At 65.6% G+C, this 23,244-nt stretch carries 18 protein-coding genes; 2 read left to right on the top strand and 16 right to left on the bottom strand.

Annotated features, from left to right (window positions below):
* Positions 1-21: 21 nt before the first annotated feature.
* The 8 genes from ACNHGR_RS22110 to ACNHGR_RS22075 all read right to left on the bottom strand — a co-directional run bounded on the left by ACNHGR_RS22110 (position 22) and on the right by ACNHGR_RS22075 (position 11,759).
* Complete coding sequence (locus tag ACNHGR_RS22110) at positions 22-1,374, bottom strand: MFS transporter (RefSeq protein ID WP_475288974.1); 1,353 nt, start codon at positions 1,372-1,374, stop codon at positions 22-24.
* Between the two features lie 153 nt (positions 1,375-1,527).
* Positions 1,528-2,430 (bottom strand): LysR family transcriptional regulator, encoded by a 903-nt coding sequence (locus tag ACNHGR_RS22105; protein WP_475288972.1) that lies wholly within the window; start codon positions 2,428-2,430, stop codon positions 1,528-1,530.
* A gap of 20 nt (positions 2,431-2,450) precedes the next feature.
* On the bottom strand, positions 2,451-3,512 hold the full coding sequence (locus ACNHGR_RS22100) for a PepSY-associated TM helix domain-containing protein (RefSeq protein WP_475288971.1): 1,062 nt from the start codon (positions 3,510-3,512) through the stop codon (positions 2,451-2,453).
* Positions 3,512-5,665 carry a TonB-dependent receptor gene (locus tag ACNHGR_RS22095; protein ID WP_475288969.1) on the bottom strand — a complete coding sequence of 718 codons (2,154 nt, stop codon included), beginning with the start codon at positions 5,663-5,665 and terminating at the stop codon, positions 3,512-3,514. Before ACNHGR_RS22095 ends, ACNHGR_RS22100 begins: the two co-directional genes overlap by 1 nt.
* Before the next feature lie 106 nt (positions 5,666-5,771).
* Positions 5,772-6,923, bottom strand: coding sequence for a hybrid sensor histidine kinase/response regulator (locus tag ACNHGR_RS22090; RefSeq protein WP_184273085.1), 1,152 nt, complete (start codon positions 6,921-6,923; stop codon positions 5,772-5,774).
* A complete protein-coding gene (locus ACNHGR_RS22085; protein WP_475288966.1) occupies positions 6,923-7,495 on the bottom strand; it encodes a chemotaxis protein CheB in 573 nt (190 codons plus the stop codon). Before ACNHGR_RS22085 ends, ACNHGR_RS22090 begins: the two co-directional genes overlap by 1 nt.
* Positions 7,492-8,331 (bottom strand): CheR family methyltransferase, encoded by an 840-nt coding sequence (locus ACNHGR_RS22080; RefSeq protein ID WP_184273079.1) that lies wholly within the window; start codon positions 8,329-8,331, stop codon positions 7,492-7,494. The genes ACNHGR_RS22085 and ACNHGR_RS22080 overlap by 4 nt, the downstream gene beginning before the upstream one ends.
* The gene (locus ACNHGR_RS22075; RefSeq protein ID WP_475288964.1) at positions 8,316-11,759 is read right to left on the bottom strand and encodes a response regulator; all 3,444 of its coding nucleotides are present in this window, start codon (positions 11,757-11,759) and stop codon (positions 8,316-8,318) included. The genes ACNHGR_RS22080 and ACNHGR_RS22075 overlap by 16 nt, the downstream gene beginning before the upstream one ends.
* A gap of 226 nt (positions 11,760-11,985) precedes the next feature.
* Here ACNHGR_RS22075 and ACNHGR_RS22070 point away from each other — a divergent pair, with 226 nt between their 5' ends.
* A complete protein-coding gene (locus ACNHGR_RS22070) occupies positions 11,986-14,103 on the top strand; it encodes an ATP-binding protein (RefSeq protein ID WP_475288962.1) in 2,118 nt (705 codons plus the stop codon).
* On the opposite strand, the gene maiA is transcribed toward ACNHGR_RS22070, so the two are convergent.
* Genes maiA through ACNHGR_RS22050 form a run of 4 tightly spaced genes read right to left on the bottom strand, consistent with a single transcriptional unit; the run spans position 14,100 to position 17,225 of the window.
* A complete protein-coding gene (gene maiA, locus ACNHGR_RS22065) occupies positions 14,100-14,753 on the bottom strand; it encodes a maleylacetoacetate isomerase (RefSeq protein WP_475289493.1) in 654 nt (217 codons plus the stop codon). The two genes, ACNHGR_RS22070 and maiA, sit on opposite strands and share 4 nt — an antisense overlap.
* A 55-nt stretch (positions 14,754-14,808) precedes the next feature.
* Positions 14,809-15,576: an SDR family NAD(P)-dependent oxidoreductase gene (locus tag ACNHGR_RS22060; RefSeq protein WP_475288961.1), complete on the bottom strand. Its 768-nt coding sequence runs from the start codon at positions 15,574-15,576 to the stop codon at positions 14,809-14,811.
* A 2-nt stretch (positions 15,577-15,578) separates the two neighbouring features.
* A complete protein-coding gene (gene hisD, locus ACNHGR_RS22055) occupies positions 15,579-16,910 on the bottom strand; it encodes a histidinol dehydrogenase (protein ID WP_475288959.1) in 1,332 nt (443 codons plus the stop codon).
* Between the two features lie 15 nt (positions 16,911-16,925).
* Positions 16,926-17,225 carry an antibiotic biosynthesis monooxygenase family protein gene (locus ACNHGR_RS22050; RefSeq protein ID WP_184273067.1) on the bottom strand — a complete coding sequence of 100 codons (300 nt, stop codon included), beginning with the start codon at positions 17,223-17,225 and terminating at the stop codon, positions 16,926-16,928.
* A 172-nt stretch (positions 17,226-17,397) separates the two neighbouring features.
* Between ACNHGR_RS22050 and ACNHGR_RS22045 the strand changes: the two genes are divergently transcribed.
* Positions 17,398-18,420: a LacI family DNA-binding transcriptional regulator gene (locus ACNHGR_RS22045; RefSeq protein ID WP_475288958.1), complete on the top strand. Its 1,023-nt coding sequence runs from the start codon at positions 17,398-17,400 to the stop codon at positions 18,418-18,420.
* Positions 18,421-18,423: 3 nt separating this feature from the next.
* Here ACNHGR_RS22045 and ACNHGR_RS22040 read toward each other — a convergent pair whose 3' ends face one another.
* The 4 genes from ACNHGR_RS22040 to ACNHGR_RS22025 form a co-directional block, all read right to left on the bottom strand.
* The gene (locus ACNHGR_RS22040) at positions 18,424-19,542 is read right to left on the bottom strand and encodes a CaiB/BaiF CoA transferase family protein (RefSeq protein ID WP_475288956.1); all 1,119 of its coding nucleotides are present in this window, start codon (positions 19,540-19,542) and stop codon (positions 18,424-18,426) included.
* A gap of 33 nt (positions 19,543-19,575) precedes the next feature.
* The gene (gene kce / locus ACNHGR_RS22035) at positions 19,576-20,505 is read right to left on the bottom strand and encodes a 3,5-dioxohexanoate:acetyl-CoA acetone transferase (RefSeq protein ID WP_475288954.1); all 930 of its coding nucleotides are present in this window, start codon (positions 20,503-20,505) and stop codon (positions 19,576-19,578) included.
* Positions 20,506-20,593: 88 nt separating this feature from the next.
* Positions 20,594-21,823: an NAD(P)/FAD-dependent oxidoreductase gene (locus ACNHGR_RS22030; protein ID WP_475288953.1), complete on the bottom strand. Its 1,230-nt coding sequence runs from the start codon at positions 21,821-21,823 to the stop codon at positions 20,594-20,596.
* 19 nt (positions 21,824-21,842) lie between these two features.
* Positions 21,843-23,243, bottom strand: a complete 1,401-nt coding sequence (locus ACNHGR_RS22025) for an aldehyde dehydrogenase family protein (protein ID WP_475288951.1) — start codon at positions 23,241-23,243, stop codon at positions 21,843-21,845.
* Between the last annotated feature and the right edge of the window lies 1 nt (position 23,244).

Here is a 23,244-nt window from a genome sequence, read left to right as displayed (position 1 = left end):
TTGTCCTTGGTGGAAGAGGGTTCAGGCGGCCTTTGGCAGGCGGATGAGCGAGGCGCACAGGCCCGCCAGCACCACCGGCACCGCGAAGATGCCGAAGATCACCGGCAGTGACACCTTGGCCGCGAGCAGGAAACCACCCAACATCGGGCCGATCACCGCGCCGATCCGGCCGACACCCATGGCCCAGCCGATGCCGGTGCCGCGCGCTTCGGGTGGATAGAGGCTGGCGGCGAGCGGGTAGCAGCCGTTGAATCCGCCCTGCACGAAGACGCCGATCAGGAAGGCTGTGCCAAGCGTGGCGGCGAGCGGCATGGCCACCGATCCGAAGATGGTGAGCGCGGCGGCGGCCAGCGCCATATAGACGAGGATCAGGCGGCGCAGGTCGAAACGCATGGCGACGAGGCCGATCGAGGATGTGCCGATGAAGGCGCCGATATTGTAGATGGCGCCGGCATAGATGGCGTCCTTGGCCGGCAGGCCGGCTTCGACCGCCAGCTTGGGAATCCAGCTGATGACGAAATAGAGCGTCATGAAGCTGAAGGTGATGGCGAGCCAGAGCAGGATGGTGCTGGGCGCGCGGCCTTCGCTCAGCAGGCCGCGCACGCCGGCATGGCGGGTTTCGCTCGCCTGCTGCGGCGGCAGTGCGTCCAGTTGCGGCTGGCCGATCGAGGCGAGCAGCCTGTTCGCCTTTTGCAGCGCGCCCTTGGGCTGGCGGCTGAGCAGGAAGGCGATGGATTCCGGCAGCAGCAGCCACACCAGCGGGATGGCGGCGGCGCAGAGGAAGGCGGCGCCCAGCAGCATCGCCTGCCAACCATGGGTGGTGACATGGCTGGCGACGACGAAGCCGGTGATGGTGGCACCGACGGGATAGCCGGCCTGCAAGAAGCCGACCGCGAAGGTGCGGTGCTTTTCCGGCGCATATTCGGCGGTGAGCGCGGCCATGCTGGCCAGCACCGTGCCGATGCCGATGCCCACGACGAAGCGGCTGGCGATCAGTTCGGGGATGGAGGTGGCGATCCCCGACGCGAACATCGCGACGGCCATCATGATGAGCGAGGCGAGGATCAGCTTGCGCCGGCCGAAGCGGTCCGCCAACGGCGCGATCAGCAGGCCGCCCGCCGCCATGCCGGCGAGGCCGGCACTGAACACCACGCCCAGGCTTTCGGGGCTGACCTGCCAGTCGGACGACAGCGCGGGCGCGATGTAGGACAGGATCAACACATCCATGCCGTCCAGCATGTTGAGGATGAAGCAGGTCGCGACGACGAGGATCTGGCGCGCGGTCCAGCTACTGTCGGACGCCTGTGCCGGGACATTGTCCACGGTCACATAGGGCCGGACGGACACGGTGCCGCTGGCGGAATAACTGGCCATCGAAGAAACGCCTTTCATCCTCTCGGGAACCGCCGGTTCCGTCATATCAACCAACCCGGTGCCGTATCTGGTTCTATTCTGCGGGTTCGACCGCTATGTTGCGAACGATCCTTGCTTTCCATCCGGCTTAAAGCGCTTTGCCATGCCTTTATGTTATGCTTTGGGGCGCGGGAGGGCGAGGAGGACCGATCGCGCTATCTCCTCGAACGTCTCACCGATGATGGCGCGGGGCGATTCCAGATTGCGGTTCATGTAGACGGGCAGCACGCCGGGCTCCTCGAACTCCAGGAAGCGCACGGTTTCGGCATGGGCCTGCATCGCGGTGAAACTGTCGACCAGTGCCACGCCCATGCCGTTGGCGACGAAGGCGACGGCGGTTTCGGCAAAGCGGATATAGGTCGCGACTTCCAGTCCCTGCCCGGCCCGTGCGAACATGTCGGCGATGATGCGGCCATGGGGCGTATCGGGACGGAAGGATTGCAGTTGTTCGCCCGCGATATCCGCGACGCTGATCCGGTCCCGGTCGGCGAGCGGATGGCTGGAGGGGACGGCGCAGACCATGCGTCCGGCGCCAATGCGGCTGGACAGGATGTTGGGATGGTCGAGCGGAAAGGCGGTCAGCGCATAGTCGCCACGCTGGAGCGCCAGATAATCGACCGCCTGTTCGACCGAGAGAATGTCGAACTGGATCGTCAGGCCGGGATAGTTGGCGGTGAGGCGCGCCAGCATCTGCGGCACGACCGAATGGCCGAGCGAGGGCGAGGCGCCGACGCGGAAGGTCCGGTCCTCCCCCTTGGCCAGCCGCCTGATGACATGGTTGAGGTCTTCGAAGCCCTTGTAGACATGCTCGATCTCGTCGAACAGCACCCGTGCCTCATGGGTGGGGACCAGCCGGCCGCGGGTGCGGTCGAACAGGCGAAAACGCAGCTTGTCCTCCATATGGCCGAGCATGCGGCTGAGGCCGGGCTGCGACGTGCCAAGCATCTGCGCGGCGGCGCTGACCGTCTTGGCGATCATGATGGCGCGGAAAATCTCGATCTGACGCAGGGTGAGCATGGCGCCCCTGTAGCATCATTTCAGCGTCGTGGCGCGACCCTGCGCGGATGGCGGAACCAGAAAGTCCAGACAGTGAAGCTGCCAAGCATCGCCAGCGCCAGGCCCGACAGGGTCATGAGCAGGCGAAAGGCCAGGCCGCCCACCTTGGCCGCATGGAGCGGATAGAGCATATTATAGCCCTGCACCGCGCCGGGCAGGCCGGCGGCGTCGCGCGCGGCGACCAGCGTACCGGTGTCGGCCGCAAACCAGAGCGTCGTGCGGCCATTGGGCAGCCATTCCTGCGGCCGCTTCATGCGGATGGTGATGAGGCCATTATCCTTGCGAGGCAGTGACAGGCTGCGCAGCCGGGCATCGGGGAAACGATCATGGGCGGTGCGGATCATCGCCGCCCAGTCCAGATCCTTGCCCAGTTTCGCCACGCGCGGCGGCGGCGCGGCGAGCGCGCGATCGATCTGCGCCGGGGCGCCTGGGCCGAACAGCAGCGCGGCCATCGGGCGGAAGATCAGCACCGCGCCGGTCAGCAGCGACAGGATGAGCAGGGGCGCCACGACCACGCCCAGATCGCGATGATGGCGCACGATCGCCGGGCGGCTCATGCGCGCGGGCCAGAGGCGGAAGGCGTAGGTCTTGCGCGTGCGCCACCACAGGATGATGCCGCTGACCACGAAGAAGAGGCCGCACAGCGCCGCCAGACCGATGATCGTATCGCCCGTTTCACCCGCGAAGAGATGATGGTGCAGGTCGAACAGCCAGAGTTCGGGCCGCTGCCACTGGCTGGCCCACTGGGTCATCAGCGTTCCCGCCTGATCGGCATAGGCGCCCTTCCCGCCCTTATAGGCGATGCGGAGCAGGCCGAAATCGTCGGAGGCATAGGTGATCGACTGCGGCACCCTGGCGCCGGTCATCAGATGCTGCGTCGTGTCCGCCAGTTGCGCGACATCCGTGACCCGCGCGTCGCCGGCGTGGGACACGAAGGTCAGGCTGTCGCGATGCACCAGCAGCGCGCCGGTCAGGCCCAGTATCGCCAGCAGCAGGCCGACGATGCCACCGGTCCAGCGATGCAGGCTGTCGAGCAATTTCATCAGAAGCGATAGTCCCAGGACAGGGTGAAGTTGCGCCCGCGCCCGGCGAAATAATGGGCATTGTCGTTGGGACGGACGGTCTGGCTGTAATAGTCGATATAGAAAGTGTCGAAGATATTCTGTGCCGCCAGCGTCAGCGCGCCGAAGCCGGTCTGGTAGCGCAGCGACAGGTCGGTCACGTCATAACCGTCGAACCGGTAGAGCGGGTTGTAATTGCCCGGCGCCCGTTCGAACTGGCGGGCCAGGAAGAATTGCGTCTGGATGCGCGCCGACAGCGGGCCGTGCACATAGCTGGCCGCGACGTTCAGGCGATCGGGCGAGATGTTGGCGCCGTCCAGATCGCGATCGACCTTGTCCACGCCGTCCGTCGCATTGCCGTCGGTGCGACCGATCAGATGGGCATAGCCGGTCGACAGGGTCAGGCCGGGCAGCGGCGCCTTGACGCTGAGATTGAGTTCGAGGCCCTGAATCTCGACCCGCTGGCGCTGGATTTCGAACGGCGCGCCGATCGCGGTCTGCACCAGCAGCGATCCATTCTTGCTGGTCGACCAGAAATAGGCGGCGCTGGCGTCGAGCGGGCCGCGCTTCACTTCCACGCCGACTTCGCGGTTGTTGGACACGATCGGTTCGATGTTCACATAGTCATCGATATCGACCCCGGCCTGACCCACGGCGCGGGCGATGCGGCCGACATCCGGCACGGTATAGCCTTCGGCATAGCTGGCATAGGCGCGGATGCCGCTCCAAGGCTCCAGGATGACGCCGCCATTGACCAGCGTGTCGCTGAAACGCGGCGTGCCGCCCGATACCGCAAAGCCACCATAGCTGGCGAGCGTAGTATAATCGTCGATGCCGATCTTCACATCTTCATGCCGGACACCGGCAGCGATGCGCAGCTTCTTGTCGAACAAAGCGAGGTTCGCCTGCGCGAAGGGGGCGATGCTGCGATAGTCGGTCGGTGGCACCCAGCTGCGGCCGGTGGCGATCAGCCGCTGTTCGGTGAGGTCATAGAGCGCATCGACGCCGACGATCGCGGTCAGCGCCTCGAAACCGGGGATGGCGCGTTCATAGCTGAGCTTGCCGCCATATTTGCGGCTGCGGTTCTGTGACTGGTCGAACAGGGTGCCGATCGGCGCCAGCGCGGCATCCTGGAAGGTCGCGATCGGAGCGATTTCGCCACCATAAGTGTCGCGCGAACGGTTGAAGAAGATTTGCGCGATAAGGTTGCCGCCGGCCAGATCGGTATCGGTCAGGGTCAGCGCCGCGCTTTCGGTGCGGCTGGTGGCGGGCACGCCGGGCGGGGTGCCACGCACGGATGTGGTCGGCCGGTCGACCAGATAATTGCCGTTGGACGCGATGTAGTCGCCCTCCCCCTTCAACTGGAAGCGGCTGAGGGTGAGGTCGAGGCGCGCGGTGTCGCTGAGCGCATAGCCGAAGCGGCCGAACAGCGACCAGCTGCGGCTGTCCTGCGTTTCACCCTGGGTCAGGTCGGTGCCGACCCGGTCGCCATGGCCATCATAGAAGGCGCCACGCTTTTCATAGGCTGCGCCGACCATCGCGTCCCAGCGCCCGCCGCGCCAGGCGAGCAGGCCCGCCACCTTGCCGCCGATGCCGTCGCCATGGAAGCCGGTGTCGGCATTGCCCTGCACCAGCATGCGGCCGGACAGGCCGTCGCTTTTCGGTGGGGCGGCCGTCACCTGATTGACGATGCCGCCGGTGCCGCCAATGCCTTGCAAGGCGTTGGAGCCATAGATGAGTTCGACCCGGTCCACGAAGAAGGGATCGATGGTGAAGCCGTCGCGGGCACCGTCGCGCAGCGGCGCGGTCTGCGGGATGCCGTTGATGGCGTAGAGGGGCGATCGGCCACGCAGCGTTTCGCCGGCGCCCGACAGCTTCTGGCGCGTGGGCGAGAAGGAGGGCGTGAGCGTGGACACGGCATCGACGATCGAACCGCCGATCGCGACCTGCTGGTTCAGCACCTCCTGATCGATCACGTCGATGGTCAGCGGCAGCGCGTTGGCCGGCAGCACCGAACGGGCGGCGGTGACGACGATCTCGTCCGCTTCGGCGGCATGAACCGACGGGACGACGGCGACGAGGCTGGCGACGGATAGGATCGTCGTGTTGAGCAGGATGGTGGCGCGACTCTTCATATTTTCCCCCTAGCGGATGCGCGGTCCGCTAGACGAGCCGTCAGGCTGTTGCAAGTCATTAGCACTCCACCGGGATGCGGAGGCGGCAGACTGTTGCCAAAAGGGATCAGGCGACCAGCGCCTCCACCGTCGGCAGGCGGACGAGGAAGATGCTGCCTTCGCCCGGCACGCTCCGTTTGAGCGAAAGGCCGCCGCCATGCAGCGCCACCAGTTGCCGCACCAGCGCCAGCCCGATGCCCAGGCCGTCCTGGCTTTCGCCCGCCGGCTTGCGGACCTGGGCGAAGAGGTCGAAGATGCGCGCCTGCATATCGGCCGGGATGCCGATACCGGTGTCCGCCACCTCTATTTCCGCCCAGCCATCGACCAGCCGCGCGGTCAGGCGCACTTCGCCGCCGGGCGGCGTATATTTGGCCGCATTGTTGAGCAGGTTGGCCACGATCTGAACGATGCGGGCATAATCGGCGTCGAGCCATAGCGGCTCATCGACAATATCGAGCACCAGCCTATGCCGGGCATTTTCGATCGTCGGCTGGCATGCCTCCACCGCAAAACCGAGCGCATCCTGAAGCGACATGCGCTGCGTCTTCAGGGAAATCTTGCCCTGATCGATGCGGGCAATGTCGAGAATATCCTCGATCAGGCGGGACAGATGCTGGACATGACGGTCCATGCGCCCGCGAATCTCGCGCGCGGCATCGGTCCCTTCGCGCCGTTCCAGCAGGTGCAGCCCGGCCGCCAGCGCCGCGATCGGATTGCGCAGTTCATGACCCAGGATCGCGAGAAATTCATTCTTGCGCCGGTCGGCCGTTTGCAGGGCCGCGGCGAGCTTTGCCATTTCGTCGCGTTGCGCCGTGATCTGGCGCCGCTGGTCATGCAGGTCGAAGAAGACGGCGGCCTTGGACCGCAGGATATCCGCCTCGATCGGCTTCTGGATGAAATCGACCGCGCCCGCCTCATAACCCCGGAAGCGGCGTTGCAGGTCGGTGGTGCCGGCAGTCACGAAGATGATCGGGACATGGCGGGCCCGTTCGTTGCCGCGCATATATTCGGCCAGTTCGAACCCGTCCATGCCGGGCATCTGCACGTCGAGCAGTGCCAGGGCGATGTCGTGGACCAGCAGCAGTTCCAGCGCTTCCTCGCCCGATCGCGCCTTCAGGCAGACCAGCCCGTCGCGGCGCAACAGCGCCTCAAGCGCCAGCAGATTTTCCTCAAGGTCGTCGACCAGCAGGCAATAAAGGGGGTGCGTATCGCTCGTCATTATGCCGCCAGTGTCAGGAGATAGGGGATGAGGTCGTCCAGGGTCATCACGCGCGCGGAGGGACAGGCCGCGAGCGCCGCTTCGGGCATGGTGGGCACCTGCGCATCGGCCGGGTCCTGCACGATGGCGAGTCCGCCGGCGTCGGCCACGGCCTTCAGACCCGCCGCACCGTCATGATTGGCGCCGGTCAGGACGATGCCCGCCAGTGCCGGGCCATAGGCATCGGCCGCGCTTTCCAGTAGCACGTCGATCGCCGGGCGGCTGTGATTGACCGGCTCGTCCGTCGACAAAGCGAGGCTATGGTCGGCCTCCACCAGCAGATGATAGTCGGATGGCGCGAAATAGGCGGTGCCGGGCAGGATCGGCTCCTTGTCCTCCGCTTCGCGCACGGCGATCCGGCACTTGGCCGCGAACAGCGCCACCAGCGCATTGCCGCGATCGGGCGGCACATGCACTACGATCAGCAGCGGGATCGCAAAATCGGCGGGCAGTGCGGGCAGGATGCGCAGCAACGCCTGCACTGCGCCTGCCGACGCGCCGATCGCGATCGCCTGGACAGGGGCCGTGCTCATGCGTCCTGCCTTTGGTAGATTTTTTCTTCGCGCACGAAATCGGCAAAGGCCGGGGCATGGGCGGAAAAGCGCAGGCTTTCCTTGGACCCCAAGCCCAGAAAGCCCTTCCGCGCGAGGGAGTCGCGGAACAGGCCGAGCGCCCGGTCCTGCAAATCCCGATCGAAATAGATGAGGACGTTGCGGCAGGAAATCAGGTGCATCTCGCCAAAAACCGCATCGGTGACGAGGCTGTGATCGGAAAAGACCACCCGCGACCGCAGGCTCTTGTCGAAGACGGCGCGGCCATAATCGGCGGTATAATAGTCGGACAGGGACGAACGCGCGCCCGATTTCTGGTGATTTTCAGTGAATTTGCGCAACTGGTCGAGCGGGTAGACGCCGGTTTCCGCCGCCCTGAGCGCATCCGGGTTGATATCCGTCGCGTAGAAGAGCGTCCGCTGGTCCAGCCCTTCCTCCCGAAAGAGGATGGAGAGCGAGTAGAGTTCCTCGCCATGGCTGCACCCCGCGACCCAAACCTTGAGCGAGGGGTAGGTCCGCAGATGCGGGATCACCTTTTCCCGCAGTGCACGGAAATAGCCGGGATCGCGAAACATCTCGCTGACCTGCACGGTCAGATAGTTGAGCAGGCGCGGCAGCGTCGCAGGATCGTGCAGCACATGGTCCTGCATGGCCGAAAAGCTGGCATAGCCCAGCTGGCTGCGCGCCTGGAGCAGGCGGCGCTTGATCGAGGCGCGGGCATAGTGGCGGAAATCATAATGATAGCGCTGGTAAAGCGCCTCCAGCAGCAGCTGGATTTCGATATCCTCCACATGATCCTGCACTAGCGCGGCATCCATACGCGCACCAGCGAGAGCAGTTTGTCGACATCGATCGGTTTGGCCATATAGTCGTTCGCCCCCGCCTCCAGACAGCGTTGCTGGTCGTCGGGCATCGCCTTGGCCGTCAGCATGAGGATCGGTAACGCAGACCAGCGCGTGTCGTTCCGGATCGTCCGCGTGGCGGTCAGCCCGTCCATCACTGGCATCATCACGTCCATGAGGACGAGGTCGATCGCCTTGGCCGGATCATCGCCCGCCGCCGCGAGCGCATCGAGCGCTTCCTGCCCGTTGCGGGCGATCTGCACCGCCGCGCCGCGCGGTTCGAGCACGCTGGTGAGCGAGTAGACGTTGCGCACATCGTCTTCGACGATGAGGATGCGGCGCCCCTCCAGCGCGGCGTCGCGGTTGCGGGCCTTCTGGATCATCTTGCGCTGTTCGGGCGGCAGTTCGGACACGACCTGGTGCAGGAAGAGCGATACTTCGTCCAGCAATCGTTCCGGCGACTTGGCGCCCTTGATGATGATCGAGCTGGAATAGCGGCGCAGGCGCTGGTCGTCATCCGGGGACAGGTCATGTCCGGTATAGACGATCACCGGCGGGAAGCCATGATCGCCCTCGGCGCTCAGCGTTTCCAGCAGGGCGAAGCCGGAGGTGTCGGGCAGCGTCAGGTCGAGCACCATGCAGTCGAAGGTCTGCTGGCGCAGTTGCTCCAGACATTCCGCCGCACTGCCGACGCCGACCGTTTCGACATCGTCGGTCAGCAGTAGCTTGCCCACGGCATCGCGCTGCACCGGATCATCCTCCACGATGAGGACGCGGCGCACCCGTGTTTCCAGCTTGTCCTGCAAGCCCCTGAGCACCTCCGCCAGTTGTTCCCGCTTCACCGGTTTCACCAGATAGCCGACCGCGCCCAGCGACAGCGCCGCCTGGCTATGGTCGGATGCGGACACGACATGGATGGGAATGTGCCGGGTCGCATCGTCATGCTTCAGACGATCGAGGACGGTGAGGCCCGACTGGTCGGGCAGGCCAAGGTCGAGCACCACGGCGCTAGGCATATATTCGCGGGCGAGGCGCACCGCTTCTTCCGCCGTGCCGGCGATGATGCACTGGAAGCCGAGGTCGCGCGACAGGTCGCGGACGATGGAGGCGAACACCTCGTCATCCTCGATCACCAGCAGCAGGCGCCGGCCTTCGGCGATCGTGGCGCGATCATCGTCCATGATCCATTCCGGCGCAGGTTTGCCCCGCGCCGGGGCCGGGGCGGCGACGGGCGCCACCGGCGTCGACTCGACACGGGCAGGCTGCGGTGCTTCACGCGGGGCGACGGCGGCGCCTTCATAGGCCAGCGGGATGGTGAGCGTGAACATGCTGCCCTTGCCCGGCTCGCTTTCCAGCGCGATGCTGCCGCCCAGCAGGCGGGCGAGCTGGCGCGAGATGGACAGGCCAAGACCGGTGCCCCCATAGCGACGGCTGATCGTGCCGTCGGCCTGATGAAAAGCCTCGAAGATATGGCCCTGCTGTTCGGGCGACATGCCGATGCCGGTGTCGCGGACCGACAGCGAAAGCCGGCCATTTTCGGCCGGGGACAGGGTCAGGCTGACCTTGCCCTGCTCGGTGAATTTGAAGGCGTTGGACAGGAGGTTCTTGAGGATCTGTTCGATCCGCACCCGGTCCGTCTCGATCGCGCGGGGGCAATCTGACGCGATGTCGATCTCGAACGCGAGCCCACGACTTTCGGCGACGGGCTGGAACAGCTGGCGGATGTCGCCGGCCAGCCGTTGCAGCGGAACGGTTTCCGGCTGGATCTGGATATGGCCGGCCTCGATCTTCGACAGGTCGAGAATATCGTTGATGAGCGTCAGCAGATCGTTGCCCGAGGATTCGATGGTCCGCGCGAACTTGATCTGGTCGGGGGTCAGATTGCCTTCGCCATTGTCGCCCAGCAGCTTCGACAGGATCAGCAGCGAATTGAGCGGCGTGCGCAGTTCGTGCGACATGTTGGCGAGGAAGTCGGACTTATACTGGCTGGCCTGTTCCAGCTCGCGCGCCTTGACCACCAGATTGGCGGCGCCACGCTCCAGTTCGCCGCGCTGGTTTTCCAGCGTCTGCGCCTGTTCCTCCAGCTGGCTGTTGGTCTGCTCCAGTTCGACCTGCTGCTGTTCGAGGCGCAACTGCGATTCCTTGAGCGCGCGGCCCTGTTCTTCCAGTTCCTCGTTGGAGACGCGCAATTCCTCGCTTTGCGCCTGCAACTCGCCCGACTGGCGCTGGGTTTCCTCCAGCGCATCCTGAAGGCGGGCACGGAAGCGAGCGGAGCGCAGGGCGATGCCGATCGCGGGGGCCGCCTGTTCCAGCAACGCCATGGTGGTGGCGTCGACCGGCTGGAAGAAGCCCAGTTCCATGACGGCGTTGACCACCTCATCCGCCTTGGCTGGCACGATGACTAGATGGCGGGGCCGGTCGCGGCCCAGCGCCGATCCGATCGTCAGATAGCCATCGGGCACGTCCCGCAGGATGAGCGACTGCCCTTCCGCCGCGACCTGACCCAGCAGCCCCTCCTTGACCAGGAAGCCGGTGGGCAGCTCTGCATCCGACGGGACACCGAGCGTGGCGGCCCGATGGAAGCGCCCCCCTTCCCCCTTGAACAGGGCGCCGCCCTGAAAGCCCAGATAGCGGGACAGGAAGAGCAGGATCGCCTCCCCCAGTTCCTCGATCGACTTTTCGCCCCGCATGGCCGTGGCAAGACCAAGCTGACCGGCCTGCAACCATTGCTGGCGGACGCGCGCACGATTGGCGATGCGCATCAGGAAGAAGATGGTGATGGTCAGGCCCATGCCGATCAGGCTGGTCACGATGCCGCTGGTGATCGCCGTCTGCGACGCGACCGCCATATCCTCCAGCCGGATCGTCCGCAGGCGCAGTTCTTCCTGCGCCATCGTGTTCAGCTGGGTCCGGATCGCGTCCATCTCAATCTTGCCGCGATCGGTCGTCACGATCTCCAGCGCGGCGGCGACGCCGCGGGTTCGGCGCAGTTCGACGGTTTCGCGCAATTCCCCCAGCTTGGCGTCGACATGACGCTTGAGAACCGTGACATTGGCCTGTTGCGCGGGATTGTCCTGCGTCAGCGTGGCGACGGTCTGCATCCGCGCGGCCAGAGCCGCGACGGCGCTGTTATAGGGCTCCAGATAGGTCTGGCTACCGGTCAGCAGATAGCCGCGCTGCCCGGTTTCGGCATCCTGCGCGGTCGAGAGCAGTTCGTCGAGCGCGATCAGGACGGCATGGGTATGGCGCACCGCCACGTCGCTTTCGCGCAGCGTCTGGATGTTGCGATAGGCGATCGTGCCGCTGACCGCGAAGAAGGCGAGGCCAATCAGAAGCCCGAGGGCCGACCAGAAGGAGCCGCGCGTCAGGGAGAGCGAGCCGAAAGCGGTTTTTATCGTTGCCATGGCCCATCGCCTATACAGGTGTCGGGCCCCCGACTAGAGGTTGTTTCGCTGCCAGTGCAACAACTGTCCTATACCGATGACGCAATCCTGATCTGCATCAATATAGTTTACCTATTGCGCGGGGAAGCGGCCCGGCGTTTAAGATCCGTTATCGCTGCAGCGTTATAATGGTTCGAAGATCGCCATCGCCGACGCATTGCGGCCAGGGTGATGGACAGGAGCGCATATGGTAGATGCATCATCATCGATGGACCGGGATGTATCCAGCGCGCAATCCTTCCTGATCGAAGCAAGCGAGCGGCTCGCTTCGGCCCGATCCATGGCAGAAGTTGTCGAGGTGCTGCGCCAGACGGCGCGGTCGGCGATCGGCGCGGAGGGCATAGCGGTCGTGCTCAAGGATGGCGACCTGTGCCATTATGTCGCCGAGGATGCGATCGGCCCACTGTGGGCCGGGTCGCGTTTTCCGGCCGACACCTGCGTTTCGGGATGGGCCATGCACCATGGAGAAACGGTCGTGATCCCCGACATCCTGTGCGACGATCGCGTGCCGCAGGATGCCTATCGCCCGACCTTCGTACGCAGTCTGGTGATGGCACCAATCGGCCGGCCCGCCCCCGTCGCGGCATTGGGCGCCTATTGGTCGAATGTGGGCGAGCATGACCAGGCGACGATCGACCGGCTGGAAGGGCTGGCACGGCTGTCCGCCATCGCGGTCGAAAATGCCCGCTTGATTCATGAAATGGAAGAGAGCGGACGCCAGCGGTCCCTGATCCTGACGGCAGGGCGCATGGGGGCATGGACCTATGACATCGCGACCGGCGAACTGGATGCGTCGGACCTGTGTCGCCGCAATTTCGGGCGCGATCCGGACCAGCCGTTCAGCTATGCCGATCTTCAGGCCTCCATCCATCCGGACGATCGCGACCGGGTGAACGGGGCGATCCGCGACAGCCTGAACAAGGGCGGCAATTACGATATCGAATATCGGGTGCTGACGCCCGATGGCGATATGCGCTGGATCGCCGTGCAGGCCCAGCCGGCACGGCTGGCGGATGGGACTATTACCGGGCTGGCGGGCATTTCGATCGACGTGACCGAACGCAAGCGGATGGAAGATGCGTTACGAACATCGGCCGCGACGCTGGAACATCTGGTCGAGGAACGGACGCGGGAGTTGGTGCGGACACAGGATGCCCTGCGTCAGTCGCAGAAGCTGGAGGCGATGGGCCAGTTGACCGGTGGCGTTGCGCATGACTTCAACAATCTGCTGACCCCGATCATCGGCAGCCTGGACCTGCTGCACCGGCGACAGGTCGGTGGCGAACGGGAACAGCGCCTCATCAGTGGGGCGCTGGATTCGGCGGACCGGGCCAGGACGCTGGTGCAGCGCCTGCTGGCCTTTGCCCGGCGGCAGCCGTTGAAGCCCGAGCCGGTCGATCTGGCCGCGCTGATCCTGGGCATGGCGGAACTGGTCGGCACGACGTTGGGGCCGCAGATTCAGGTCCGGCTCGATCTGGCGGCAGACCTGCCGTCGGCGCTGGCGGACGCGCACCAGGTAGAAATGGCGTTGCTCAACCTGGCCGTGAATGCGCGCGACGCCATGCCGGTGGGGGGTGAATTCATCCTGTCCGCCCGCCTCGCCGAACAGAAGAAGAAGCAGGCCGACGGCATGAAGCCGGGTCGATATGTGGTGGTGAAGGTCGCCGATACGGGGACTGGCATGGATGCTGAAACGCGGCGACGCGCGATCGAGCCTTTCTTCTCCACCAAGGGCGTCGGCCGTGGCACGGGGCTTGGCCTCTCCATGGCGCATGGGCTGGCGCTCCAACTGGGCGGCGGCCTCAAGATAGAAAGCGAGCCCGGACAGGGGACCGCCGTGTCGCTATGGCTGCCGGTGAGCGAACGCCATGCCGTCGCCTCGCCCGACCGCGCGTCGGCTCATGAGGGCTTCAGCGGCACCGCCCTGCTGGTCGATGACGAGGATGTGGTGCGGGCCAGCACGGCAGACATGCTGGCGGACCTAGGGTTCAAGGTATTGGAGGCCCGATCGGGCACGGAGGCGATCGACCAGTTGCGACTGGCGGGGCATGTCGACATCGTCGTCACCGACCATATCATGCCCAACATGACCGGGGTGGAACTGGCGCAGGAGGTGGCGCTCATCAACCCGACGCTGCCGGTGCTGATCGTGTCGGGCTATTCCGATGCGGTCGGGCTGGCGGCGGGGCTGCCGCGCCTTGGCAAGCCGTTTCGCCAGGCCGATCTGGCCGCGGCGCTGGCGAACTTGCGCACCAATCCCCTGTTCGCGCCGATCAGCATCGCGGCGAACCCCGCGAAGGATTAACCCGCGTCCGCCTGCCCGTCGGGATGCGCGGCGGCAACGGGCGGCTCCAGACGGACACGCCCGACCGTCTCGACCAGATGCGGGTAAGCCCCAAGATCGACGCCAAACCGCTCCGCCGAATAAAGTTGCGGCACGATATGACAGTCGGCCAACGTCAGCCTGTCGCCGAAGCAGAAGCGGCCGCCATGCCGGGCCACCAGCGTTTCGAGCGCGTCGAAACCCTGGCTGATCCAATGAGCGATCCAGCTTTTCACCGCATCCGGCGAAGCGCCCAGTGCGTCGCGCAGGCGATTGAGCACGCGGACATTGTTGAGCGGATGGATGTCGCAGGCGACCAGCATCGCCATGGCGCGCACGACCGCCCGGTCGATCGCAGTATCGGGCAGCAAGGGCGGGTCGGGATAGCGTTCGTCCAGCCATTCGATGATCGCGCTGGATTGCGTCAGGACATGGCCTTCCACCTCCAGCGCCGGCACCAGCCCCTGCGGGTTGAGCGCCAGATAGTCGGGCGCGCGCTGTTCGCCCGTGCGCAGATCGTGGCTGACCTGATCGTAGCGCAGCCCCTTGGCATTGAGCGCTATCCGGGTGCGGTAGCTCGTGCCCGAACGCCAATAGCCGTGCAGGATCAGGGCGGGGTCATGCGTCTCCATGGCCGCAGGATAGCGGCGCACCCGACATCCGCCAAGACGTTCGATCACCTGCCCGTCATTCAGCGGTCCAGCCGCCATCCACCACCAGGCTGGTGCCGGTCATCAGCGCCGCCGCGTCGGAGGCAAGGAAGACGACGACGCCCATCAGATCCTCCACCGTGCCCAGCCGCCCCAGCTTGATCTTGTCGAGCACGCTGGCCAGGAACGCCTTGTCCTCGAAGAAAGGCCGGGTCATCGGCGTTTCGATGAAGGTGGGCGCGATCGTGTTGGAACGGATTCCGTGGGGCGCGAGATCCAGCGCCATCGCCTTGCTCAGCCCCTCCAGCCCCCATTTGGACGCGCAATAGAGCGATCGGCGCGGCCCGCCGACATGGCCCATCTGCGATCCCATATGGAGGATGGAGCCCCGCAGCCCGGCCGCGATCATTCGCCGCGCCACGCTCTGCGCGACGAAGAAGGCGGCTCGAAGATTGAGGCCCAGGACCGCGTCATAATCCTCCTCCGACACGTCGGTGAAGGGTTTGGGCCGATTGGTGCCGGCATTGTTAAGCAGGATGTCGAACGGTGCGACCCCGTCGAGCGCATGCGCCGTGCCCGCCACGTCATTCACGTCCAGAATCAGCGCGTCCGCCTGCCCGCCGGCATCGCGGATCGCCTGTGCGCCGGCCTCGATCTCCGAACGGCTGCGGGCGGCGAGGGTGACGTGCGCGCCGGCCTGTCCCAGCGCGGCGGCGCAGGCGAGGCCGATGCCCCGCCCCGCCCCCGTCACTAGCGCCCGCTTGCCGTCCAGCCGAAAGCTTGGCGTGATGGGCAGGGCCTCCATGCTCAGGCCGCCGTCGCCGGGGTCGGTTCGGCCGTGCCGGCATACGGGACGTTGCGGCCGCCATAGCGGCGCACGCGGATATTGGCCTGCTCGCCATGGCCGGCAAAGCCCTCCAGTCCGCACAGGCGGCTGCAATATTCGCCCACCAGCGCCGACGCCTCGTCGGTCAGCACCTTCTGATAAGTACAGGTCTTGATGAACTTGCCCACCCACAGGCCGCCGGTGTAGCGGGCCGACTTCTTCGTCGGCAGCGTGTGGTTGGTGCCGATCACCTTGTCGCCAAAGCTGACATTGGTGCGCGCGCCCAGGAACAGCGCGCCGTAATTGGTCATATTCTTCAGGAAATAATCCGGGTCAGCGGTCATCACCTGAACATGCTCCGAAGCGATCGCATCTGCAATACGGACCATTTCCGCATCATCCTCCGCCACGATCACCTCGCCATAAGTCTCCCACGCCTTGCGCGCATAGTCGGCGGTCGGCAGGATGGTGAGCAGACGCTCGATTTCCTTCATCGTTTCGCGGGCCAGCTTTTCCGACGTGGTCAGCAGCACGGCCGGGCTGTCCGGCCCATGTTCCGCCTGCCCCAGAAGGTCGGTGGCGGCGAGTTCGGCGTCGCAGCCAATCTCGTCGGCGATCACCAACGTCTCGGTCGGGCCGGCGAACAGGTCGATGCCGACGCGGCCGAACAGCTGGCGCTTGGCTTCGGCGACGAAGGCGTTGCCGGGGCCGACCAATATGTCGATCGGGTCGATGCTCTGCGTGCCCAGCGCCATGGCGCCGATCGCCTGGATTCCGCCCAGCGCATAGATGGCGTCGGCGCCGGCCATGGCCTGCGCCGCGACGATGGCGCGGGCAGGCTGCCCCTGGAACGGCGGCGCGCAGGTGATGACGCGGGGAACGCCCGCCACCTTGGCCGTGATGACCGACATATGGGCGGAGGCGAGCAACGGATATTTGCCACCCGGCACATAGCAGCCGGCCGCGTTCACCGGCAGATTCTTGTGACCCAGAATGACGCCAGGCAGAGTCTCCACCTCGACATCCGTCATGCTGTCGCGCTGGATCTGGGCGAAGTTGCGCACCTGCGTCTGCGCAAATTCGATATCCTTGCGCTCCTGTGGCGTCAGGCTGTCGACGCAGGCGTCGATTTCCGACTGGCTGAGGCGATAATCGTCGCGATCCCAGCCGTCGAACTTGATCGACATGTCGCGCACGGCGGCGTCGCCGCGCGCCTCGATGTCGGCCAGCGCCGCCTCGACAATGTCGCGCACCTTGCGGTCGGCATCCGCCTTCGCTTCGGCCGTTGCGCCGCGCTTGAGATAATGAGCCATAATCCTGATCCTCGCTTAAAAACCGTTCACCGCCGCTTCGACATGGTCGACATCGGGCGCCGTCTTGAAAAAGGGGCCGGCCAGCGCGCGCCACGCCTGAAAGCCGGGGCTGTTGCGGAAACCATCGACATGGGCGGCGACACTGTCCCAACCGACCACCAGCCAGTAGAGGCCGGGCCGATCCACCGACCGATCAAGCCGCAGACTGCGGCATCCCGGCGCGGACTGAAAATGCGGCACCGCCTGCGCGACCGCCGCCTCAAACCCCTGCGCATCCGACGGTTCGATTTCGATCCGCACCACTTCCGTAATCATCGTCTCTCTCCGACTCGATTTTTTATTGCATACTTATGCAATCATGGTCCGGCAATTCGCTGCATATTCTTTTTAAATGATAAGGATCTATCGATGAAACAAATAATGCAATCTTATTCATGGATTGCAATCACCTGTTGATCCTGCGCGCCGCTCTTGCGAAGAGGGCCTGGTGAGCAGCAACGATCGTTCCTTCATCACCGCCCATGACGTCGCGCGAGAGGCCGGCGTGTCGCAGTCTGCCGTGTCGCGCGCCTTCACCCCCGGTGCCAGCGTGGCGCCCGACACGCGCGCCCGGATCATGGCGGCGGCACAGCGGCTGGGCTACCGTCCCAATCTGCTGGCCCGATCGCTCATCAGCGGCCGCTCCAACATCATCGGCGTGGGTGTGGGCGACCTTGGCAACCCCTTCTTCGTGCAGACGCTGCAACTCTTGTCGCGCACGCTGGACGAGGCGGGCCTGCGCCTGCTGCTCTTTCCGGCCGAGAGCAGCGGCGGCGGCGAACCGTCGATCAACGAGATATTGCATTATCGGCTCGACGCGCTGGTGCTGCTCTCGGTCGGCCTGTCGTCCGGCCTGGCGGAGGAGTGCCGCCGTGCGCAGGTGCCGGTGGTGCTCTACAACCGCACGACCTGCGATCATGCCGCGTCCAGCGTGATCGGCGATAATGGTGTCGGCGCGCGCACCATTGCGGCGCATCTGCTGGCCGGCGGGCATCGGCATATGGCCTTCATCGCCGGCACAGCCGGGTCATCGACCAATGCCCAGCGCGAGGATGCCTTCTTCACCTATCTTGCGGAGCAGGGCGCGGCGACGCCGATCCGGGAGGCCGGCGAATATCGGGTCGAGGCGGCGACCGCTGCGACCCGCCGCCTGCTCGCGCGGCCGGATCGCCCCGATGCGATATTCTGCGCCAATGATGCGATGGCGATCGCCGCGATCAATGTGGCGCGGCACGAATATGGGCTGGATGTCGGCCGGGAGATTTCGATCGTTGGCTATGACGATGTGCCGATGGCGGCCTGGCCCGCTTTCTCCCTGACCAGCTATTCGCAGCCGGCGCAGCGCATGGTGGACGAGACGCTGCGCCTGATCCGCACGCTGCGCGACGATCCCGATGCCCATGAGGATGTCGTGGTCGAGGGCGCGCTGGTGCTGCGGGGCAGCAGCCGGGCCGCCCGCCCGCGCGCCTGAGGATCAGCGGCCGGCGGGCACGCGCCAGACCGGATCGATCGTATCAAGCGTCCGTTCATCGGCCGGCGGCGGGCTGGCGATCGCGCCAGGGGTGCGGCTGAAGCGGGGGGCGGGCATCGGCTGCACCACGCCGCCGGGATCGCCGAACATGCCGCGCGCCTGCGCATGGGGATGGACCGCCGCCTCATCCGGAGAGAGAACCGGCGTGACGCAGGCATCGCGATCGGTAAACACCGCTTCCCAATGGGCGCGACTCTGGCTGGCGAAGATGGCGGCGAAACGCGCCTTCATGTCCGGCCAGGCAGCGCGATCATGCTGGCGCGGCAGATCGGCGGGATCGAGGCCAAGGCCGGCGAGCAGGCCGGCGTAGAATTTGGGCTCGATCGACCCGACCGCCATATATTGCCCGTCCGCCGTCCGGTACACGTCGTAAAAGGGGGCGCCGCCATCCAGCAGATTGTCGCCACGCCTGTCGCTCCACCGGTTCATCGACCGATAGCCGTGGATCATCGTCGCCAGTAGCGCGGTGCCTTCGGTCATGGCGGCGTCCACCACCTGCCCCTGCCCGCTCGCCCGCGCCTCCAGCAGGGCGCAGGCGATGCCGAACGCCATCAGCATGCCGCCGCCGCCCATGTCGGCAACCATGTTGAGGTTGGGCAGCGGGATCTCATCCTCCCGTCCGCACAGCATCAGGCTGCCCGACATGGCGAAATAATTGATGTCGTGCCCGGCCAGATGCGCCATCGGCCCATCCTGCCCCCAGCCGGTCATGCGCGCATAGACCAGCACCGGATTGCGGGCGAGGCAGACGTCCGGGCCAAGGCCCAGCCGCTCCATCACGCCGGGACGATAGCCTTCCAGCAGCACATCGGCGGCGTCGACCAGCGACAGGAGTTGCGCCACGCCGTCGGCGCCCTTGAGGTCGAGGCTGATAATTTCCCGCCCGCGATGGAGCAGATTCTTCTCCGGGTCGATCGGCGGGACCATCGGCGGGGCACCGGCCCGTTCGACCCGCAGCACCGTCGCCCCCATGTCCGCCAGCATCATCGCGCAGAAGGGGCCGGGACCGACCCCCGCCACTTCCAATATCTTCACCCCGACCAGCGGCCCGCGTCTGTCCATGCTTACCCCATTCCCCTGTCATGCCGTGCCGCGTCAGATGGCGGTGCGGTCCCCGCCCTTCAGATGCAGGATCGCGCGCGCTTCGTCCGGGGTCGCAACCGACAGGCCCATCCCCTCGATGATTGCGCGGGCGCTCTGCACCTGCTCCGCATTGCTCTGCGCCAGTCGCCCCGGCCCACCCCACAGCGAGTCCTCCAGCCCGACGCGGACATTGCCGCCCATCGACGCCGCCATGGCGACGATGCCCATCTGCCGCGCGCCCGCACCCAGCACCGACCACGCATATTGATCGCCGAACAGCCGGTCGGCCGTGCGCTTCATGTGCATGACATCATCGGGATGGCTGCCGATGCCGCCCAATATGCCGAAACAGGTCTGGATGAACAAAGGCGCCTTCACCAGGCCGCGATCGAGGAAATGGGCCAGATTGTAGAGGTGGCTGGTATCATAGCATTCAAATTCGAACCGGGTGCCGAGCGGGCTGAGCAGCGCCAGCAGCCCTTCGATATCCTTGTACGTATTCTTGAACACCAGGTCGCGCGATGCCTCCAGCACCTGCGGTTCCCAGTCATGCTTCCAGTCCGTGTACCGATCGAGCATGGGGAACAGGCCAAAGCCCATGCTGCCCATGTTGAGCGAGGCGACCTCCGGCTGGAACCGGGTCGCAGGGCGCAGCCTTTCCTCCAACGTCATCGACGGATGGCCGCCGGTGGTGAGGTTGATGACCGCGTCGCTGCGCTGCTTGATGACCTGAAGGAAGGGCTCGAACAGGTCGGGATTCTGGTCCGGGCGGCCATCGACGGGGTTGCGGGCATGAAGGTGGATGATCGCGGCGCCAGCCTCCGCCGCGCCGATCGCCGCCTCTGCAATCTCCTCCGCCGTCACCGGCAGATGCGGCGACATGCTGGGCGTGTGGATCGCGCCCGTCACCGCGCAACTGATGATGACCTTATTCTTCGCCAACGCCCTCTCCTTGCGACTCTTTATGCTGGCAGGACTGCCATGCTGCAATTCTTACCATAATGACAATTATGATATGCAAGCAAACTATTTATGCCACTGGCATCAGATCCTTGAGCGGACGGCTGGCATCGGCGAGCTGGTCTGCGGCAAGGGTGGCGCGGGCCTCCACCAGCTTGCGGCCCTGCACATAATCCTTCGTCTGGTTGACGCAGTCGATCGCGATCAGCCGCCCGGCCTTGAGATAGGCGACCGAAAAGCTGCGCGTGGCCGGATCGCCGCGCAGCACCGTCTGGTCATGGGTGGCGGACAGGCCCGCCGTCTGCAACCGCAGATCATATTGGTTCGACCAGAACCAGGGCGTCGCCGCATAGGGGTGCGGATCGCCCAGGATCGCCTTCACCGCGCAACTTGCCTGATCATTGGCGTTCTGGACCGATTCCACGCGCAACACCGTGCCGTCGGCAAAGACATTGGCATGGGCGGCGCAATCGCCGATCGCATAGATATGGGGCAGGCTGGTGCGGCAATGTTCGTCCACCTCCACGCCATTGCCGCCCTTCGCACCTGCCGCCAGCAAGGGCGCGACCGCCGGCACGATACCGATGCCGACGATCGCCAGTTGTGCAGGCAGGAACGTCTCGTCGGTCAGGCGCACCCCTTCCAGCCAGCCATGGCCTTCAAAGGCCGCGACGCCCGTGCCGGTGCGCAGGTCGACGCCATGGGCGCGATGCGCCTGCTCGAAAAAGGTGGAAAGCTGCGGTCCTGCCACCCGCGCCAGCACGCGCGGCAGCACTTCGAGCAGGGTTACCGCCTTGCCCATCTTGCGCAGCGCCGCCGCCGCCTCCAGCCCGATATAGCCGCCGCCAACGATCGCGACCCGCTCCACATCGGGCAGTTCGCCAAGGATCGCGTCGATATGTGCGCGGTCGCGCACTGCATGGATGCCGGGCAGGTCGCTGCCGGGGCAGTTCATCGGGCGCGGATCACCGCCCGCCGCCCAGATAAGGTCGCCATAGCTGATCGTCCGCCCGTCGCGCAGCGTCACCGTCTGCGCCGCCGGATCGACTGCCACCGCCTCGCATCCCAGCAGCAGGTCGATGCCATTGTCTGCCCAATAGGCAGCCGGACGGATCAGCAGCCGCTCGAACGGCTTTTCGCCCAGCATATAGTCTTTCGACAGCGGCGGCCGTTCATAAGGCGCTTCGGTTTCACGCCCGACGATCGCGATCGTGCCGGTGAATCCAGACTGACGCAGCAGCACCGCTGCGCTCGCCCCGCCCTGACCGCCACCGACGATCACCACATCATAACGCATCATAATCTCCAACAGGGGCGTGTCAGGCGGGCACGAAGACCAGCCGGCGCTGGGTAAATTCCTCCAGCCCGCCCTGGCCCAGTTCCTGCCCCATGCCCGATTGCTTGGCCCCGCCCATGGGGACGAAGGGATTGATGTTCATATGGCTATTGATCCACACCATGCCGGTCTGGAGCCGGCCGGCGACGTCCAGCGCGCGCGCCTTGTCGCTGCCCCACACGGTGCCGCCCAGCCCCTGATCCGTGTCGTTGGCGCGCGCGATGGCATCGTCCAGATCGCTGTAGCGCAGTACCGGCAGCACCGGGCCGAATTGTTCCTCGCGCACGATGCTGGCATCATCGTCGATATCGCGCACGATCGCGGGGCGGATGAAATAGCCCGGCCGGTCCAGCGCCTCGCCGCCGATCACGGTGCCGCGCTCGGCCGCCTCGTCGATCATCTGGCGCACCTTGTCATATTGCGCCTTGTTCTGCAGCGGACCATATTGCGCGCCCTGCTGCATCCCGTCATCGACCACGGCCAGCCGCGCCAGCTCCGCCAGTTCGTCGCAAATGGCGTCATATTGGGAGTCATGCACATAGGCGCGCTTGATCGCGAGGCAGACCTGACCCGAATTGACCATCGCCCCTTCGAACAGGCTCTTGGCCGTCGCCTTGGGATCGACATCGTCCAGCACGATCGCCGCGTCATTGCCGCCCAGTTCCAGCGTGATCCGCTTCAGCAGGCTCGACACGCTGGCCATCACCTTGCGCCCGGTCCCGGTCGATCCGGTGAAGGAGACTTTGGCGACGTCCGGATGCGCGGTCAGCACGCCGCCCAGATCATTGCCGTCCACGATCATGTTGAACACGCCGGCGGGCAGATGGCGGTTGAAGATTTCCGCAATCCGCAGCGAGGTGAGCGGCGTGGTCGGCGCGGGCTTGGCCACCAGCGTGTTGCCGGCCAGCAGCGCAGGCGGCGCCTTCACCATCAGCAGGGAGATGGGGAAATTCCAGGGCGTGATCGCCGCGACGACGCCAAGCGGATAGCGCTGCTCCACGAAGCGGCCGCCCGCATCCTCCTGAACTACCTTCTCCGGCAGGTCGAGGCTGGCGAGCGCGCGCAGGATGAAGGCGGACCCGCCAATTTCCTCCATCGCCCTGGGCAGCGGCTTGCCCTGTTCGGCGGTCAGAAGGCGCGCCAGTTCCTCCAGCCGCGCCTCCATTTCGTCAGCGACCTTGATGAGCGCCGCGCGCCGTTCATCAATAGACGTCGCGGCCCAGCCGGGAAAGGCCGCCTTGGCCGCCGCGACCGCCGCCTGCAACTGCGCTTCGTCCGCCCGCGGGCAATCGGCGATCGACGCCTCCGTCGCCGGATTGATGACCGGCATGCTCTGCGCGCCGGCCACCAGTTTCCCGTCAATCACCAGATGGAATGCATCCATG

This window comes from Sphingobium sp. RS1 (assembly GCF_056156825.1).
Note: the sequence above shows the minus strand (reverse complement) of the source record. Positions and strands in the feature narration are given on the sequence as shown.